Source organism: Companilactobacillus allii (genome assembly GCF_001971585.1).
In the GTDB taxonomy this organism is placed as follows: Bacteria; Bacillota; Bacilli; order Lactobacillales; family Lactobacillaceae; genus Companilactobacillus; species Companilactobacillus allii.
On sequence record NZ_CP019323.1, the window covers coordinates 1,911,210 to 1,927,891 of the forward strand.

Below are 16,682 nucleotides of genomic sequence, written 5' to 3' on the forward strand. Positions count from 1 at the left end.
ATGGGTTATATCAATTTCGGCTTAGTTTTTAATATGGACTACAGTGATAATTTTAAAATGATTAGGAGATTTGTGTGTTAAGTAGATTAGTGAGAGCTTTAGGTAGTATTATCGTAAACGTGTTGAGTACAATAATTTCTAAATCTATTGCTGACAAAGATAATATAAAAAATGAAAAACAGAAGAAGATTCAAAGTGATTATAAAGAGAAAGGGAAGAAATTAACTGATGCATATGAATCTTTAGTCTCAGCTATTAATCTATATCCAATTGAATCTCCAAATGATATCATGGAGATTATTGAACTTGCTCCCAACTTTAGGTTACTAAATTATAAATCGGTACTTAAAACACTTGATATTAAGACAGAGTTCTATAAAAAAGAAATGGAAAGTTATTGCCTTGATTATGAACGAAAATCTGATATTGAGGATGAAATATATAATATAAAATTAATTAAAGGAAAAATTGAAGAAAATAAAAATAATTATTTTAGAGCAAAAAAAGCATATTCTTCTTTTGAAATTTTATATAAAAATATCTTTTGCATTTATGCCAGTCAGGATGTTAGAAACCGTCTTGTTGAATTTAAAGTTAATATTAGCAATACTTTTATTGCAGGACTTAGTGTTAACAATTTTGATGATTCAACAAAAAATATTATTGAGGTCTCCAAACGTGAATTGATTGATGCTATAAGAGATGATCTTGGTAACAATTGAAGTGAACTATTCATGGATTTTGAAAGTCATATTTAATTTTATATATACAATTTAAGTATAGTTTTCTAAATAAAAAGAGATTTAAGCAAGTTTTCAAACTTACTTAAATCTCTTTTTATTTATGCAAAATACTTCTTGGCAATTAATTTGTAAATATCAATGTATTTTAAGTAGTCATCTTCAAAGACAAATTCGTTAATCTGATGAGCACTTTCGTTACCAGGACCAGCAACGATAACTTCTAAGTCATTATTAGCTTCTACAAATTGTGATGCATCTGTACCACCTGGTGCACCAACAGCAAGAGCATCTTGTGTCCAAACTTCTTTGTAAGTATCACGAGCCATTTGTAAGAACTTAGAATTTAGATCTGTTTTAACTGGCCAATTACTACTTTCAAGGTCCATTTCTAGACTCATTTTTGGATCAGCATCGTTTAATTCTTTGATTAAGTCATTAAGTTCAGCGATGATCTTATCATTGTTGTATTCAGGAATAGTTCTGATTTTAACTTTCATTTCGGCATAGTCAGGGATGGTATTCTCTTGATCACCAGACTTGAATACTGTAACTGATGCTTTTGTTTTACCTAATACATCATCATCAGCAGAAGTTAATTTAGTGAAATATTCGTTTTGCTTATTATAGTAGGTAATCAAATTATCCAAGGCATTGATACCAACTTCAGGCATTGAGCTGTGAGCTGCTTTACCACGTGAAATAATCTTGTATGTAACAGAACCCTTATGAGCACAGAAAATTGAATGACGTCCATATTCTGAGGGATTAGGTTGTGTAATTCTAATTAAGCCACTACCAGCAAGTTTATCGGTCACTAACTTTGAAGTTGAATTACTTGGTTCACCAACAATTAAAGCTGACAAATCGTTTGCATATCCAGCATCAGATAATTGTTTTGCTCCTAATTCACCCATCTCTTCACCAACAGTAGCAATGAACTTAATATTTCCTTTGAATGAGTCATCCTCATTCAATTCTATCAAGGAAATAGCCATTCCGGCTAGTCCACCTTTCATATCAGATGTTCCACGGCCAAATATTTTGCCGTCAATATGTTTAGGGTTAAAGGCTGCGTTGTAATTCCACTTACTTTCATCAACTGGAGCCACAACATCTTCGTGACCGGTGAATCCGAGAATAGGACCATCGCTATTTTTAACAGTGGCGATTAAGTTTACACGACCCTTGTCATATTCCACCAATTCTGTTTGGATGTTATGTTTTTCAAAAAGGTCCTTCAAATAGTTAGCTACGACCTCTTCATTACCATTAACAGTATTCAGTTTGATTAAATCATCCAGGATCTCTAATCTTTCATTCTTTTCCATTTTCTAGTCCTCCACGTGTATATTATGTATAATAGTAGATAGTTCAATAGTAACATTATATTATTATTTTTTTGAAAAACGGTAACAAAAGAGGAAGAAAAATTGAATTTATTGATGAAAATTGACAGATATTTAGGAATCTTTCTGCTGATTGTTGCTCTATTAGGTTTTATCTTCAACTGGTTTACGAATAATTACCTTTGGTCAGCAGTTGGAGCAGGTTTATTATTAATAATTATTTCGTTTACGTCTGATAAAAATACCCCTAAGGAGAAATAGCATGGACGATAATAAGAATATGACATTTGAAGACTACTTAATGACTAATTCTATGAATTTTGCCAATAGATATGGAGAAGTTATTGAATGGGTTGAAAAAATTGAAGTGGCAGTTAATACTGAATTGAATCTAGTAGATGACGCCGATAGTAGAATGGAATTAATGTCATATAAGAATATTTCATATGATTGCACACAAATCCTCTATGATCTAAGTTATGAATTTGCTAGGTTCAATGGAAATATTACGAAAAAAGGTATTGGAGCCATTACTTTGGAACAAGCCATTTTATTCCAATCGACTAATGAAGAAGATGGCGTTAAGGCTGAGTTTGATGATTACAAGAAGTCTCATGTTAATGCCTATGACTCTCTTTTAGATATGATTGAGATCCTTAATAAATTGTCAGATCGTTATCCATGGGTTGAGTATGGTAACCCTGAGAGTAGCTTTAAGATTGATTTGATGGATTCCTTTATGATGATTGGTCAATTCTACTTCATGGGATTGGGTGAATACTCAGAATCAGATTCAGAATCATATATCGGTATGATCAATCCGATGATTGCACAATTAGACATAGAAGGCGAAATTGAAGGCGACGTACTAGAATTCGAAAATTCATACGTTACTGATGCAGAAGATGCCATCACAGAAGGACTTGATCGTTTGGCTGCTGATCAAGCTGGAGTCCCTTATATCCAAGAATAAGTTAAAAGTGTTGTGACAAACTTCGTTTTTACTCAAATTTGCAGTGAAAACGTGTGAAAATGCACAATTTTTTCCACTTAACAAAAATAATTCCGATATTCACTTTCGCGAATACCGAAATTATTTACGTTAATGTTTGGAAATTGCCCGTGCATTTTCACACTCTTTTTTTTAATTTACTTTTTTACGACCCTCAGGTGTATATTGATTTGCTTTATGTCTACGATATAGATAGTAAATCACACCGGCAATTGCCAAAATAACAATCATAGGAATTACTAGATGTATGATGAAAAATCCGGCTACTGCAATAATTACAACCCATTTCAAAATATTTAATAGTGTTTCGGCCATGAAAATCTCCTTCTTAATGTGTGCCTATATAATCTTACTTATGACACTTATTGTCAAGAATTTAAGAAAAAACTTGACTATGGTGTTTTTACCTAGTATAGTAACAGCTATCGCTACCTCTTGAAACGGAACAAAAAGGAGGCGTGAATAATATGAGATATAGAATTCTATTAGATTTAGATAATCAATTATTCACAGCAGTTGATATTAATAATAGCAATCGCTTTGGTAACGGTACAACCATTGAAAAAGCTATTGCAAATCTTAAACACGCTGCTTAAAAATAAAAAGATCGAGACAATTATGTCTCGATCTTTTTTGTATCCAAAATAAATTATGCTTCAGGTTCATCTACAGCAAATTTTCCAAAGGTTGCCTCAACTGATTTGGCTAAGTCATGTGGTTCAACTAAAAGAGATTGACCGAGCTTTCCAGCTGAAACTATGATCTTATCTGCTTTGTCAGCTTCTGTATCAAAATAAATAGGGTAGTTATGTAGTGAACGAATACCGACGGGGCTATTTGCACCATGTTCAAAGCCACTAGTCTTTACTAGATCTTTTAAAGGAACCATGCCTACTTTTTTGTTACCTGATAATTTGGCTAGCAATTTATAGCTGATGTGTTTATCCAAAGGTAACATCCCTACAAGTGGACCGGTTTTATTGCCCGTCAATACAAGAGTTTTGTAAATTTTATAACCATCTTTTTCGCTACCATCGTTGACGAGTTCTTGTGTATCACCGGATGCTTGGGTCGGGAAGGTCATAGGTTCGTATTCAACCTTTTTTTTATCAAGAATTTTTTCTACTAGTGTTTTTTGTATTTTGTTTTTTTTCTTACTCATATTTCCACCTGACTGTCTATATACCATCTATGATAACAAACTGATATATTTTTTAAAGTAAGGGATGCTGACAACTCAGAAATAATTAATAATTTTTAATTATTGTTATATAATGGTTAACGTTATAAATGAAGGAGCGATAATTATGAGTTTTTTTAGACACAAGCAAGAAATTGACCCTGCTGATAATGACTTTAGCAAAATATCACAAGAAATCAAAAAGAGTCCAGAAAAACTATCTGAGGCACAAAGACTTTTTAAGGATAATGAAGCTTTGAGAAAACAGGCGACTGGTATTAAAAATGTTAAGAACAATAAGGAATAAAGTATCGAATCTGATACTTTATTTTTTTCTAATACATATATAAGAATAAAATTATGCTTTGCATAATTAAATATTTATGATATTATATAAAAAAAGAAATTGAGGTGGAGAATTTATGAATTTCATTAATGCAGAGAACACACATATATTGGAAACAAATGTTTTTGTAGAAAGATTTTTAACTTATAGGGATGTATTCGTTGAATATTTTAAAACTATGAACCTCATTGAAAGAGGAGAGGCTTTGACTTATGAAACTTATTCTCGCCTAGCTGATAACTACGTGATAAATATCAAACGTTTTATTAAGTTGGGTAATTCATACATTTCAAAGTATCATTTAGAGGAAACAGAATTTTACGATAGTTTGAATAATTACTTCGTAGCTTTAATTGATGCCTTAAACTACCTAGACTATGAAAATAACATGGTAAATAAACCACAAGTAGCCAAGGCACGTGCAGTAATTCGTGATAGCGAGATAGACTTTATGAATGAAGTTCAATCATATATGGGATAAGACGCGAAAAACGTCTTTTTTTTATGTCCAAGTTCTAGTAATCTTATAGTTAACGAAGCGGAGGTAAATTATGATTTGGAAAAAGGTTAGTGTATTGATTCCTAGTACTTTAAATGAAGAGATTATTTCTGATACTTTTATAGGAATTGGTGCTAATGGTGTTGAGATAGTTGATGATGATAATGACGAAGTAAAAACAAAAGTAAATTCTTATTTTGATGAAGACAGCTATGATTCAGGATTAATTGAAAAATTACGTAGTGAGATCGATAAATTATCAAACTTTGGATTTAATGTTGATGGTGTTGAGATAAAAGAGAGCTCAGTTGATGAATCTTCTTGGGAGAATGAGTGGAAACAATATTATCACCCAGTTCATATCAGTCATTATTTGACAGTGGTACCAAACTGGGTTGACTATACGCCAGATAATAAAGATGAACATATTATTGTTATGGATCCAGGCAAGTCTTTTGGTACTGGAACACATCCCACAACATTTTCTTGTATGCAGGCACTAGAGATGATTCTTGGCAATGTTAATTCATTGTATGACGTTGGTACAGGTTCTGGAATACTTTCCATACAAGCACGTCAACTAGGTGTGAAAGATATAAAGGCATTTGATCTAGCTGCCGAAGCAGTAGAAGCAGCCAAAGAAAATATCAAATTAAACCCTGGTTGTGAAGATATAGAAGTATTTGAGAATTCTCTTTTGGATGGATTCGATGGTAAAGTTGACGTGATCGTAGCCAATATTTTGGCAGATGTTATTCAACAATTTATTCCAGATATTGAATCTCACTTAAATAGTAAAGGTTTTGTCATTTTATCTGGTATTATTAATGAAAAGGAAAAATTGATAACTGATCAAATGAATGAACATGGATTCTCTCCAATAGAAGTCCTGCATTTGAAAGGTTGGTCAACTATGATTTGTAAGAGAACAAAAGATATCGAGGAACAAGATGGAGCAATACTTCGTTAAAGAAACAATCAAACAAGGATTATTTGAGATTTCTGATAAAGAAATTTATAAACATGTAGCAACTGTGTTACGTCATAGAATAGGTGATGTGATTTATTTAGTAGATGAAAATAGTGAACTTTTTGAATCTACAATTAAGAACATCGATGCAGAAAATAAGCTTATTTCAGTTGAAACAGTTAAAAGTGACAAGCCTTCAACTGAGATGCCAATAGATGTAACAATAGCTTGCTCACTTTCTAAAAAAGATAAAGTTGAATGGATAACACAGAAATCAACTGAATTGGGAGCCAAGAGAATTGTTTTTTTCAATTCGAAATATTCAATCATGCACTGGAAGTCCAATGTAGTTGAAAAGAAAATGTTACGTTTACAAGAAATTGCAAAAAATGCGGCTCAACAATCAAAGAGACGTATCATACCTGAAGTGATTTACTTAAAAGATATTTCAGAGTTAAATAAATTTACTGAGGATTTGAAATTAATAGCTTATGAAGAGTCGGCTAAAGATGGTGAGAGCAGTATTCTTGCTCAATCACTGAATAAACCGCATAATTCAGTCGTTTGTGTATTTGGTCCTGAAGGTGGAATTTCCTCTGATGAGGTAACTGATTTGGAATCTAACGGATTTGTATCGATCGGATTGGGCCCAAGAATAATGCGGGCTGAAACAGCACCGATGTATTTCCTATCAGTGCTATCATATAGCTATGAACTTAATTCAAAATGAGGAATAAAAATGAAGAATCTTTGGAACAAAGTTGAAAAATCTAAATCTACTTATATTGCACTAATATCTATCGTCTTAGTATTTATCATGCCTATATTATTCAATTTATTTAATTTGGGTAGAACAAATAGAATTGTCTGGTTATTCTTTGTAATCAATGTGATTTTTTCCGGCTTTATTGGCTGGTTTACAAGAAAATATCAGTTGTCTTTTTTCAACTTGGCAATTTTCCCAGTAATATTTGTTATTAGCGTGTTTGTTAAATATGGACGTTATGGGTATTTTTTGGCAGGAATATACTTAGTATTAAGTATTTTATTATATTTTCTTTTTGATAATGAAAATTGATTGTTTTTTAAGTTCAAAGAAAGCATAATAATACGTAAAGAAAAGCACTCAAGTCAGAGTGCTTTTTATGTAATGAAGGGGTGAACAATAATGAAAAAAAATGAAGATTATACTCCTGATCAAGTTCTCGATATTTGTCGTGAATATATGAATGAAGAACACGTTGAATTCGTAAATAAGGCTTATAACTTTGCTGCTTATGTACATAAAGAACAAAAGAGAGCTACTGGTGAACCATATATCATTCACCCTACTCAAGTTGCACAGATCTTGGCATCACTAAGAATGGATCCATATACTGTTGCTGCTGGATATTTGCATGATGTGGTTGAAGATACCAATATCACATTAGGGGATGTCGAGGAGTTATTTGGTACTCAAGTTGCTACCATTGTTGATGGTGTAACAAAGATCAGTAAATACAAGTATCATTCACACCAAGAACTTCTTGCAGAGAATCACCGTAAGATGTTGTTAGCCACTGCTAAGGATTTGCGTGTCATCATGGTGAAATTAGCAGATAGATTGCATAATATGCGTACACTTAAAGCATTGCGTCCGGATAAACAACGCCGAATTGCCAATGAAACTCTAGAGATATATGCACCATTAGCTGATAGATTAGGTATCAGCAAGATTAAATGGGAGCTTGAGGATTTATCACTTCATTATATAAACCCACAACAATACTATAGAATTGTTCATCTGATGAATAGCAAGCGTGATCAACGTGAAGCTTATATTTCAGAGGCAATTGATTATATTAAAACTAGTGTTGACGCAATAGGTATTAAATATGATATTTATGGTCGTCCTAAACATATATATTCTATTTATAAAAAAATGCGTGATAAGCATAAGCAATTTTCCGAATTATACGATCTTCTAGCGATTCGTATTGTTGTAGATTCCGTTAAAGATTGTTATGCGGTTCTTGGTTCTATTCATTCTAAGTGGAAACCAATACCTGGTCGTTTCAAGGATTATATTGCTGTTCCCAAGGCTAATGGATACCAATCATTACATACAACGATCATTGGCCCCGGTGGTCAGCCTCTAGAAGTTCAGATAAGAACACATAAGATGCATGAAATTGCTGAATATGGTGTTGCAGCTCACTGGGCATATAAAGAAGGAAACTTTGAAGGCGTTAAGCTGGATGAAAACGAACAAAAGATAGACGTTTTCCGTGAAATATTGGAACTACAAGAGAACTCTGACAATGCAGCTGACTTTATGAAGTCTGTCAAAGGCGAGATCTTCAATGATAGAGTTTATATCTTCACTCCTCAAGGAGAGGTAAGAGAACTACCTAAAGGCTCTATACCGCTTGATTTTGCTTATCAAGTTCATACAGAGGTTGGAAGTCATTCAGTAGGAGCCAAAGTCAATGGCAGAATGGTTCCTTTGAATTATCAATTAAAAAACGGTGATATTGTTGAAATGTTGACCAATGATAATTCAACTCCAAGTCGTGATTGGGTTCAGATGGTTTATACATCTAGAGCTCGTAACAAAATCAAACGATACTTCAGGGTTAAGGATCGTCAAGAGAATATTAGAATAGGCCATGAATTACTTGAGACTGAATTAAAGAATCGTTCTTTATCGCCTAAAAAGTATCTTGATAAGAAGCATTTGGAATTAGCTACTGATATTTTTAACTTTACAGATTCTGAAGAATTATTTAATGCTGTCGGATATGGTGAATTATCACCAATTAATGTTATTCACAAGTTGTTAAGTGAGGATCCAGACAATAAAAAAGAAGCTGAGAAAAAGGAAAATGAAGAAAAGCTCATCACTAATACTGATGAACCAGCTCCAAAACCTACTGAAAGTGCTCAGCTTAAAAAAGAACAGACTAACGCTAATACTAGTGTGTCCGTACAAGGTATTGATAATCTATTGATCCGTTTGGCCAAATGTTGTAATCCGATTCCTGGAGATGAAATTGTTGGTTATATTACTAAGGGTCGTGGATTAACGATTCATCGTGCGGATTGTCCTAATGTTCAAAGTGAAGAAGCTAAGAAACGTTTTATCGAAGTTAGTTGGAATAATGTTACTAAAGAAAAGCGTTATACAGCTGAGCTTGATATTTATGCATTCAATAGAAATGGTTTATTAAATGAGTTATTACAGGTTATCAACTCTAATACCAATTCTTTAATTAATGTTAATGGACGTTTGGATAAGGAAAAAATGGCAATTATTCATGTGAGTGTCGGAGTTAATAACAAAGAACATTTGGATCAAATCATTTCTAAATTGAAAAATGTTCCTGACGTATATGAAATAAAAAGGACGGTTGAATAAAATGAAGGTAGTTATCCAACGTGTCTCTGAAGCCAAAGTTAGTGTAGAAGGCAAAGTCCTTGGTCAAATTGATCAAGGATTTTGTTTATTAGTAGCTTTTGCTGATGAAGATACTGATGAGACAATTGAATACATGGCTCGTAAAATTTCAAACATGAGAGTTTTTTCAGATAAAGATGATAAGATGAACTTGTCGATCAAGGATATTGATGGTCAAATTTTATCTATTTCACAATTCACCTTATATGCTGATACGAAGAAAGGGAACCGTCCAAGTTTTACTGGGGCAGGTAACTTTGGAACTTCAAAGCTCAAGTATAATCAGTTCAATGATGAATTAAGGAAATATGATTTACATGTAGAAACAGGAGAATTTGGTGCTGATATGCAAGTATCACTAACAAATGATGGTCCTGTAACGATAATAATGGAGCGATAATAAATGAGAAGTATAGTTTGGGATTTTGATGGAACTTTGGCTAATAGCTATCCAGGTATTGTTGTAGCGACACAAAAATCCCTCAAAGAAAATTTTGATATAAATATTTCTAAGGATACGATTTATAAAGAGGCACTAAAAACTTCAGTTAGAAAATTAGCTGGTGATTTGGTTAATGGGGATGAAGATAAAATAAAGTTGTTCTACAAATCTTATAAGTTGTATGAGAAGGCGTATCATGATCAAATCAAATTAATGCCACACGCAAAAATTGCCTTGGAATATTGTAAGGTTCAAGGATATCAACAGTTCATTGTGACACACCGTGATACCTCTATTTTTCAAATAGCTAAAAACTTAGAAATCAGTGATTACTTTACTGAAATAGTTAGTGCAGAAGATGGTCATGTTCGTAAGCCTGATCCTGAAATGCTTAACTATTTGATTTCTAAGTATTCAATTGATACTACTGACTTGTGGGTTATTGGTGATAGAAAGATCGATATAGATTTTGGTAATACCGTAAATGCAAAAACAATTTTAATAAACAATAGCGATATTGATTTTAAAGTTAATTATCAAATTGCTAATCTCAAAGAATTAAATAATCTAATTTAAGTATTGGCGCTAAAAAAAGAGGTCTTCACTTATGTGAAAACCTCTTTTTTTGTAGCAATGGTCTATTTAAAATATTCTTTTAAACCATTTGTTACAGCCTGTGCAACTTGAGATTTGTAAGAACTTGATTTAATGTAGCGATAATCTGAAGTTGAATTTATATAACCAAGTTCAATTAAGATTGAAGGTTGGCTATTGTAATGTAATACATACAAATCCTTTTTCTGAGTTCCTCTATTATTAATAGCAAGGTTCTTTAATTGGCTATTAATGTCAGTGGCTAAGGTACCGTCTTTGTTCTTACCATAATAGTAGGTCGTAATACCGGTACCAACATTATCATCTGCACTTGAGTCAAAATGAAGACTAATAAAGGCATCTGCCTCAATCTTACTTGAAAGACGGGCACGTTCTCCAAGGGATTTTGTATCATCACTTGATCTTGTTAGTACAACACGTGCTCCAGTTTTTTCAAGATCTGCCTTGATGGCTTTGGCATATGCAAGTGTGAAGTTCTTTTCGTAAGTATCCTTCTTTGACTCAGCACCTACGTCGTCACCACCATGGCCGGGGTCAATTACGATAGTAGCTTCAGAGATATTTGTGGCAGCAGATTTAACCGCACTCTTTGTACCAGAGATTGTTACAACATAACTAGCAACATATCCCACAGAACCATCACTATCTCTTACTTTGTACCAGTTGCCACTTTTACCTAAGTAATCAAACTTCTTACTAACATTTACAGTCTTTATTACTCGAGAACTATTATTTGGTTCAATTCTGAGTTTGGTATTAGATTGAGTGACGGTGACGGTCTTGATGTCACTGTTATTAGAATTAGAAGTACTACTTGATCCAGAAGTTTCGTTAGTACCTTGTATGAAGGAACTTTTGACCCATCCAGCGGTTCCTTTATAAAGAATTTGTGACCATTCTTGTTCTTGATACATAATAGTAACTTTTTGAGATTGTTCTATGGTTCCTAAAACGTCACTGTTAGAATTATCTTTTTGGAAGACGGTTGTATTTGGTACTTTAATTATTCCAATTTTATTTGTGGCAGAACTTACTTCGGTGTTATCAATCAGCCAACTGGCTACCCAGCCAATTTTGTCACCGGAAAGTCTAACCTGATACCATTTGTTTTTTTCAGCTAAAATAGCTAATTTGTCGCCTTTTTTTACTTGACCCATATTGGAGTATGATAAACCAGGACCAACACGGACATTGACTGAATCAGATTGGACAATAACGGAATTAGCATTTGCCAAAGCCACGGTTGACCAACTAGATAGGGCAATTAAAAAAACAATGGCAACAAATAGCTTGTTTTTAATTAAAAAAGTTATTATCTTTTTCATTTAAAGGATTCCTTTGTTGTCGCTATAATGATTATCTTATATGTACATCTTACTGAAAAAAAGTGGAACTTAAAAGTAGAAAGTGAAAAAATCACAGAAACTTAGCATTTTTAAGTAATAATTTCGATTAAAATGATAATAACCATAAGATTTTATAAATTATGTTAGAAATAAAAGCAAAATACTGAACTATTTTGGGATTCAATCAATAATATCGATTTTCACGAAGTGTATAATGATTTGTGAAGTATGGATTTTAACTACAAAATATACCTTTAAAAATGTCAATAGACTTGACAACAGCGGTATTTTTGATTAATTTATACATATGTTCTTAATCAAATAAGAATTACTCCACAGAGAACCTGGATGCTGAGATCAGGTAGTTAATTCATTTGAGTGACGTTTTATCAATCGTTTGGCAGGCGTTAACTGTAGCAAATAACTAGGTGGTACCGTGCAAATGCACCCTTTGTCTTATTTAGGCAAGGGTGTATTTTTTTATACATTTGTGTTCACCGCTAAGGAGGATTTTATGCGTTATCAAAAACCAAAGGGTACTGCAGATATATTACCCGGAGAATCAGAGAAGTGGCAATATGTAGAAAATGTTGCTAAAGATGTTTTTAATCGTTATCGTTTTTCAGAAATTAGAACACCGATCTTTGAATCATATGAAGTATTTCAAAGATCATCAGGTGATACATCTGACATTGTTTCTAAGGAAATGTATGATTTTAAAGATAAAGGTGACAGACACATTGCACTTAGACCTGAAGGAACGGCTGGTGTAGTTCGTGCTTATATCGAAAATAAGCTTTACGGACCAGAATACCAACGTCCATATAAAGTTTGGTACAAGGGACCTATGTTTAGATACGAGCGTCCTCAATCTGGTAGACAACGCCAATTTCATCAGATAGGACTAGAAGCTTTTGGTTCAGATTCTCCTGAGTTGGATGCTGAAGTTATTTCAGTTGGATTGAACTTTTTAAATGAACTTGGTATCGATAATCTAAAAGTTGCTATTAATACTTTAGGTGATCCACAATCTCGTACTGATTACCATAAAGCATTGGTGGATTACTTTACACCATTTAAGGATCAATTAAGCGAAGATTCTAAAACACGACTTGAAAAGAATCCTTTGAGAATTCTCGATAGTAAAGATGATTCTGATAAGAAGTTGGTTGAAAATGCTCCATCCATTTTGGATTATCTAAATGATGCTTCTAAAGCGCGATTTGAATATCTTAAGTCATTACTAGGAGATCTTGGTATTAATTATGTTGTGGATCCAACAATGGTACGTGGATTGGATTATTATAATCATACTATTTTTGAATTCATGGTTACTGATCCTGCATTTAATGATAAGGAAATCACTGTTTTAGCTGGTGGTCGTTACAATGGCTTAGTTGAAGAACTTGGTGGTAAACCAGAGCCTGGAATTGGTTTTGGGTTAGGTATGGAACGTTTGATGATGTTGCTTAAAGATGATGATATTAAAGTTGAAGATGATTTAGATGTCTATCTTGTAACAATTGGAGAAAAAGCAGAACGTGCTTCTGTTAAGATTTTATCAAATATAAGACGTGCAGGATTATCTGCGGATAAAGATTATCTACAAAGAAAAATCAAAGCACAATTTAAGACAGCTAATCATTTGAACGCTAGATATACTGTAACAATTGGTGATACAGAACTAGAAAATGATACTGCTAATGTTAAAAATATGTCGACTGGTGAGCAAGTCAGTGTTTCACTAACTAATTTGCCAGAAGAATTAAAAAAGATTGAGGGATAAAAATGGAAGAAAGAACAGATTATTGCGGTAGTATTACCGAAGAATATGTTGGCAAAAAAGTTTCTTTAGATGGATGGGTTCAAAAGAGACGTGATCTTGGTGGATTGATTTTTGTTGATTTAAGAGATTACAAGGGCTTTGTACAGTTAGTATTTAATACTGATCATAAAGATGCTTTGGCAGTCGCAGAAACACTACGTTCAGAATATGTTATAAATATTGTTGGAACCGTAAGACTTCGTGATGAAAAAGCAATCAATGAAAATATTAAAACTGGTAAAGTTGAAGTTGTCGTTGAAACTGTTGAATTATTGAACAAATCAATAACTCCACCATTTGAAATTGTTGACGATGTTGATGCTTCTGAAGAAACAAAATTGAAGTATCGTTATCTTGATTTGCGTAGACCTGAAATGCAAAGCGCAATTCGTACACGTGCCCAAATCAAGCATTCAGTTCATGAATACTTGTATGATAATGGATTTATTGACATTGAGACACCTAATTTAACACCTTCAACTCCTGAAGGCGCACGTGATTATTTAGTTCCATCACGTGTCTATCCGGGTCACTTCTTTGCATTACCACAATCACCACAACTATTTAAGCAACTACTTATGGTGGGTGGATTTGATCGTTATTATCAACTAGCTCATTGTTTCCGTGATGAAGATCTTCGTGGAGACCGTCAACCTGAATTTACACAGATTGATTTAGAGATGAGTTTCATGTCAGCTAAAGAAATTCAAACAGTTACAGAAGGACTCATTGCACGTGTTATGAAGGACGAAAAGGGTATTGATGTTAAACTACCATTCCTAAGAATCGATTGGGATGATTCCATGGCTCGTTTTGGCTCAGATAAGCCTGACATTCGTTTTGGTATGGAATTACAAGACTTGAATGATGTCTTCAAGAATACAGAATTTAAGGTCTTTAAGGGAACTATTGACAATGGCGGACAAGTCAAAGCTATTGTTGTTAAGGATAATGCCGATAAATATTCAAGAAAGAATATTGAAGCATATCAAGAATACATCAAACGTTTTGGTGCTAAGGGTCTTGCCTGGATCAAGTTTAATGATGGTAAGATCACTGGACCTGCTGCAAAATTCATTACAGCTCAAGAAGATGCACTTGTTGAAAGACTTGGTCTTGAAAACAACGACCTTGTATTATTTGTTGCTGATAAGAAGAAAATTGTTGCCGATGCTCTAGGTTACTTACGTGTTGATATTGCTAAGAATTTACACCTATATGATCCTAATGAATTTGCATTCACATGGGTAGTTAACTGGCCATTATTTGAATACGATGAAGGTATCAAGCGTTGGACTGCAGCTCATCATCCATTTACTATGCCTAATGAAGACGATGTTCATTACTTAGATGAGAATCCACATAAAGCATATGCACAAAGTTACGATATTGTTCTTAATGGTTATGAATTAGGTGGAGGCTCAATCCGTATTCATGATTACAAGATTCAAGAAAAGATGCTTAAAGCATTGGACTTTACTAAAGAAAAAGCTTACGAGCAATTTGGATTCCTATTAGATGCTTTACAATATGGTTGCCCACCACATGGTGGTTTGGCTATTGGTTTGGATAGATTTGCCATGTTATTAGCTGGAAAAGATAATATTCGTGACGTAATCGCATTCCCTAAAAATTCAAATGCAACAGAACCTATGACACATGCACCTAGAGAAGTTGCTGAAAATCAACTTGTCGATTTGGGTATTGAAGTTTCAGATAAAAAATAAGATTTTAACAAAAATAATCCTTTGCAAACAATTTTGCTAAGGATTATTTTTGTTTATTTCTAAATTTATTAATTATTAGAAATACATTGATTATTGTGGCGTATAGCTATTTTGTATACTAATAAATCTATAATAAACATGAGCATAATTCTAGAAATGGATTAGTATTTGCGTATACTTATAAGCATACACAAAGGAGTGGATTTTATTGGCAAATGAATATAAAAAGAATCTTGAAGGTCTTAGTGAAGAGGAGTTGCATGTAACTCAAGACAGAGGAACTGAAAGACCATTTAGTGGTAAATATGATGATTTCTATAAAAAAGGTATCTATGTAGATATCGCTAGTGGAGAACCTTTATTTTCATCAGCTCATAAGTATGATGCAGGTTGTGGTTGGCCATCATTTAGTCAACCTATTGCAAGTCTTAAAGAAAGTGACGATTTTAGAATAGGCCAAGTTCGTAATGAAGTTACTAGTAAGATTGCCGGATCTCACTTGGGTCACGTTTTTGATGATGGTCCTAAAGAATTTGGTGGATTAAGATATTGCATTAATTCAGCCGCATTGAATTTCATTCCTTACGAGGAAATGGACGAAAAAGGTTATTCTGATTACAAAAAATATGTTGAAGAGGGTGTAAAGTAATGAATGAAAAAAAAGCTGTGTTTGCCGGTGGTTGTTTTTGGTGTATGGTCAAGCCGTTTGATGAGCAACCTGGAATTATTTCTGTAGAATCAGGATTTACAGGTGGCCATGTTGCTAATCCAACTTATGAACAAGTAAGTACTGGAACAACAGGTCATACTGAAGCTGTTGAGATTACTTATGATTCTGATGTGATTTCATATAGACAACTTGTAGAGATATATTGGCAAGTTACAGATCCAACTGACGCTGGTGGTCAATTCCAAGACCGTGGAGATAATTATCGTCCAGTGATTTATTATGGAAACAATGATGAGAAAAAAGAAGCAGAAGAGTCAAAGAAAGCCTTGTCTGATGCGGAAAAGTTCACAGATCCAATCGTCACTGAAATACTTCCCGTTGAACCATTTTATCCTGCAGATGAATATCATCAGGAATTTTACAAGAAAAATCCGGCCCGTTATGAACTAGAAGAAAGTGGCGGAAGAGCAAGTTTTATTGAAAAACATTGGAAATAGGCTGAAAAAATATTCATTTGTGCTAAGA

The 16,682-nt window shown here is 33.4% G+C and carries 19 protein-coding genes; 15 read left to right on the forward strand and 4 right to left on the reverse strand.

The window, feature by feature from the left end:
* Positions 1–74 precede the first annotated feature (74 nt).
* Positions 75–722 (forward strand): hypothetical protein, encoded by a 648-nt coding sequence (locus BTM29_RS09450; RefSeq protein ID WP_083685975.1) that lies wholly within the window; start codon positions 75–77, stop codon positions 720–722.
* Between the two features lie 119 nt (positions 723–841).
* Here the strand turns inward: BTM29_RS09450 and BTM29_RS09455 are convergent, their stop codons facing one another.
* A complete protein-coding gene (locus BTM29_RS09455; protein ID WP_076616633.1) occupies positions 842–2,071 on the reverse strand; it encodes a M20/M25/M40 family metallo-hydrolase in 1,230 nt (409 codons plus the stop codon).
* A gap of 280 nt (positions 2,072–2,351) precedes the next feature.
* Here BTM29_RS09455 and BTM29_RS09460 point away from each other — a divergent pair, with 280 nt between their 5' ends.
* Positions 2,352–3,062, forward strand: coding sequence for a hypothetical protein (locus BTM29_RS09460; protein WP_076616637.1), 711 nt, complete (start codon positions 2,352–2,354; stop codon positions 3,060–3,062).
* 171 nt (positions 3,063–3,233) lie between these two features.
* Here the strand turns inward: BTM29_RS09460 and BTM29_RS09465 are convergent, their stop codons facing one another.
* Positions 3,234–3,416, reverse strand: a complete 183-nt coding sequence (locus BTM29_RS09465; protein WP_076616641.1) for a hypothetical protein — start codon at positions 3,414–3,416, stop codon at positions 3,234–3,236.
* Between the two features lie 152 nt (positions 3,417–3,568).
* Between BTM29_RS09465 and BTM29_RS13090 the strand changes: the two genes are divergently transcribed.
* Complete coding sequence (locus tag BTM29_RS13090) at positions 3,569–3,697, forward strand: hypothetical protein (protein WP_257787688.1); 129 nt, start codon at positions 3,569–3,571, stop codon at positions 3,695–3,697.
* A gap of 53 nt (positions 3,698–3,750) precedes the next feature.
* Here BTM29_RS13090 and BTM29_RS09470 read toward each other — a convergent pair whose 3' ends face one another.
* Positions 3,751–4,263, reverse strand: coding sequence for a YbaK/EbsC family protein (locus tag BTM29_RS09470; RefSeq protein WP_076616644.1), 513 nt, complete (start codon positions 4,261–4,263; stop codon positions 3,751–3,753).
* Positions 4,264–4,408: 145 nt separating this feature from the next.
* Between BTM29_RS09470 and BTM29_RS09475 the strand changes: the two genes are divergently transcribed.
* The 8 genes from BTM29_RS09475 to BTM29_RS09510 all read left to right on the forward strand — a co-directional run bounded on the left by BTM29_RS09475 (position 4,409) and on the right by BTM29_RS09510 (position 10,550).
* Entirely contained in the window at positions 4,409–4,588 is a 180-nt protein-coding gene (locus BTM29_RS09475) for a hypothetical protein (RefSeq protein WP_076616647.1), read from the forward strand.
* A 115-nt stretch (positions 4,589–4,703) separates the two neighbouring features.
* Positions 4,704–5,108, forward strand: coding sequence for a hypothetical protein (locus BTM29_RS09480; protein ID WP_076616650.1), 405 nt, complete (start codon positions 4,704–4,706; stop codon positions 5,106–5,108).
* 70 nt (positions 5,109–5,178) lie between these two features.
* Positions 5,179–6,096 (forward strand): 50S ribosomal protein L11 methyltransferase, encoded by a 918-nt coding sequence (gene prmA, locus BTM29_RS09485; RefSeq protein WP_076616654.1) that lies wholly within the window; start codon positions 5,179–5,181, stop codon positions 6,094–6,096.
* Complete coding sequence (locus BTM29_RS09490) at positions 6,077–6,826, forward strand: RsmE family RNA methyltransferase (RefSeq protein ID WP_076616658.1); 750 nt, start codon at positions 6,077–6,079, stop codon at positions 6,824–6,826. Before prmA ends, BTM29_RS09490 begins: the two co-directional genes overlap by 20 nt.
* A gap of 9 nt (positions 6,827–6,835) precedes the next feature.
* On the forward strand, positions 6,836–7,174 hold the full coding sequence (locus BTM29_RS09495; protein WP_076616662.1) for a hypothetical protein: 339 nt from the start codon (positions 6,836–6,838) through the stop codon (positions 7,172–7,174).
* A gap of 90 nt (positions 7,175–7,264) precedes the next feature.
* Positions 7,265–9,493 carry a RelA/SpoT family protein gene (locus BTM29_RS09500; protein ID WP_076616665.1) on the forward strand — a complete coding sequence of 743 codons (2,229 nt, stop codon included), beginning with the start codon at positions 7,265–7,267 and terminating at the stop codon, positions 9,491–9,493.
* 1 nt (position 9,494) lies between these two features.
* Positions 9,495–9,932, forward strand: a complete 438-nt coding sequence (gene dtd / locus BTM29_RS09505) for a D-aminoacyl-tRNA deacylase (RefSeq protein ID WP_076616668.1) — start codon at positions 9,495–9,497, stop codon at positions 9,930–9,932.
* 3 nt (positions 9,933–9,935) lie between these two features.
* A complete protein-coding gene (locus tag BTM29_RS09510; RefSeq protein ID WP_076616671.1) occupies positions 9,936–10,550 on the forward strand; it encodes an HAD-IA family hydrolase in 615 nt (204 codons plus the stop codon).
* Between the two features lie 62 nt (positions 10,551–10,612).
* On the opposite strand, the gene BTM29_RS09515 is transcribed toward BTM29_RS09510, so the two are convergent.
* Entirely contained in the window at positions 10,613–11,914 is a 1,302-nt protein-coding gene (locus BTM29_RS09515; protein ID WP_083685976.1) for an N-acetylmuramoyl-L-alanine amidase, read from the reverse strand.
* A 535-nt stretch (positions 11,915–12,449) separates the two neighbouring features.
* On the opposite strand from BTM29_RS09515, the gene hisS reads away from it, so the two are divergent.
* The 4 genes from hisS (at position 12,450) to msrA (ending at position 16,654) form a co-directional block, all read left to right on the forward strand.
* On the forward strand, positions 12,450–13,721 hold the full coding sequence (gene hisS / locus BTM29_RS09520; RefSeq protein WP_076616674.1) for a histidine--tRNA ligase: 1,272 nt from the start codon (positions 12,450–12,452) through the stop codon (positions 13,719–13,721).
* A gap of 2 nt (positions 13,722–13,723) precedes the next feature.
* Positions 13,724–15,487: an aspartate--tRNA ligase gene (gene aspS, locus BTM29_RS09525; protein WP_076616677.1), complete on the forward strand. Its 1,764-nt coding sequence runs from the start codon at positions 13,724–13,726 to the stop codon at positions 15,485–15,487.
* A gap of 208 nt (positions 15,488–15,695) precedes the next feature.
* The gene (gene msrB / locus BTM29_RS09530) at positions 15,696–16,136 is read left to right on the forward strand and encodes a peptide-methionine (R)-S-oxide reductase MsrB (RefSeq protein ID WP_076616680.1); all 441 of its coding nucleotides are present in this window, start codon (positions 15,696–15,698) and stop codon (positions 16,134–16,136) included.
* The gene (gene msrA / locus BTM29_RS09535) at positions 16,136–16,654 is read left to right on the forward strand and encodes a peptide-methionine (S)-S-oxide reductase MsrA (protein ID WP_076616683.1); all 519 of its coding nucleotides are present in this window, start codon (positions 16,136–16,138) and stop codon (positions 16,652–16,654) included. Before msrB ends, msrA begins: the two co-directional genes overlap by 1 nt.
* Positions 16,655–16,682 lie beyond the last annotated feature (28 nt).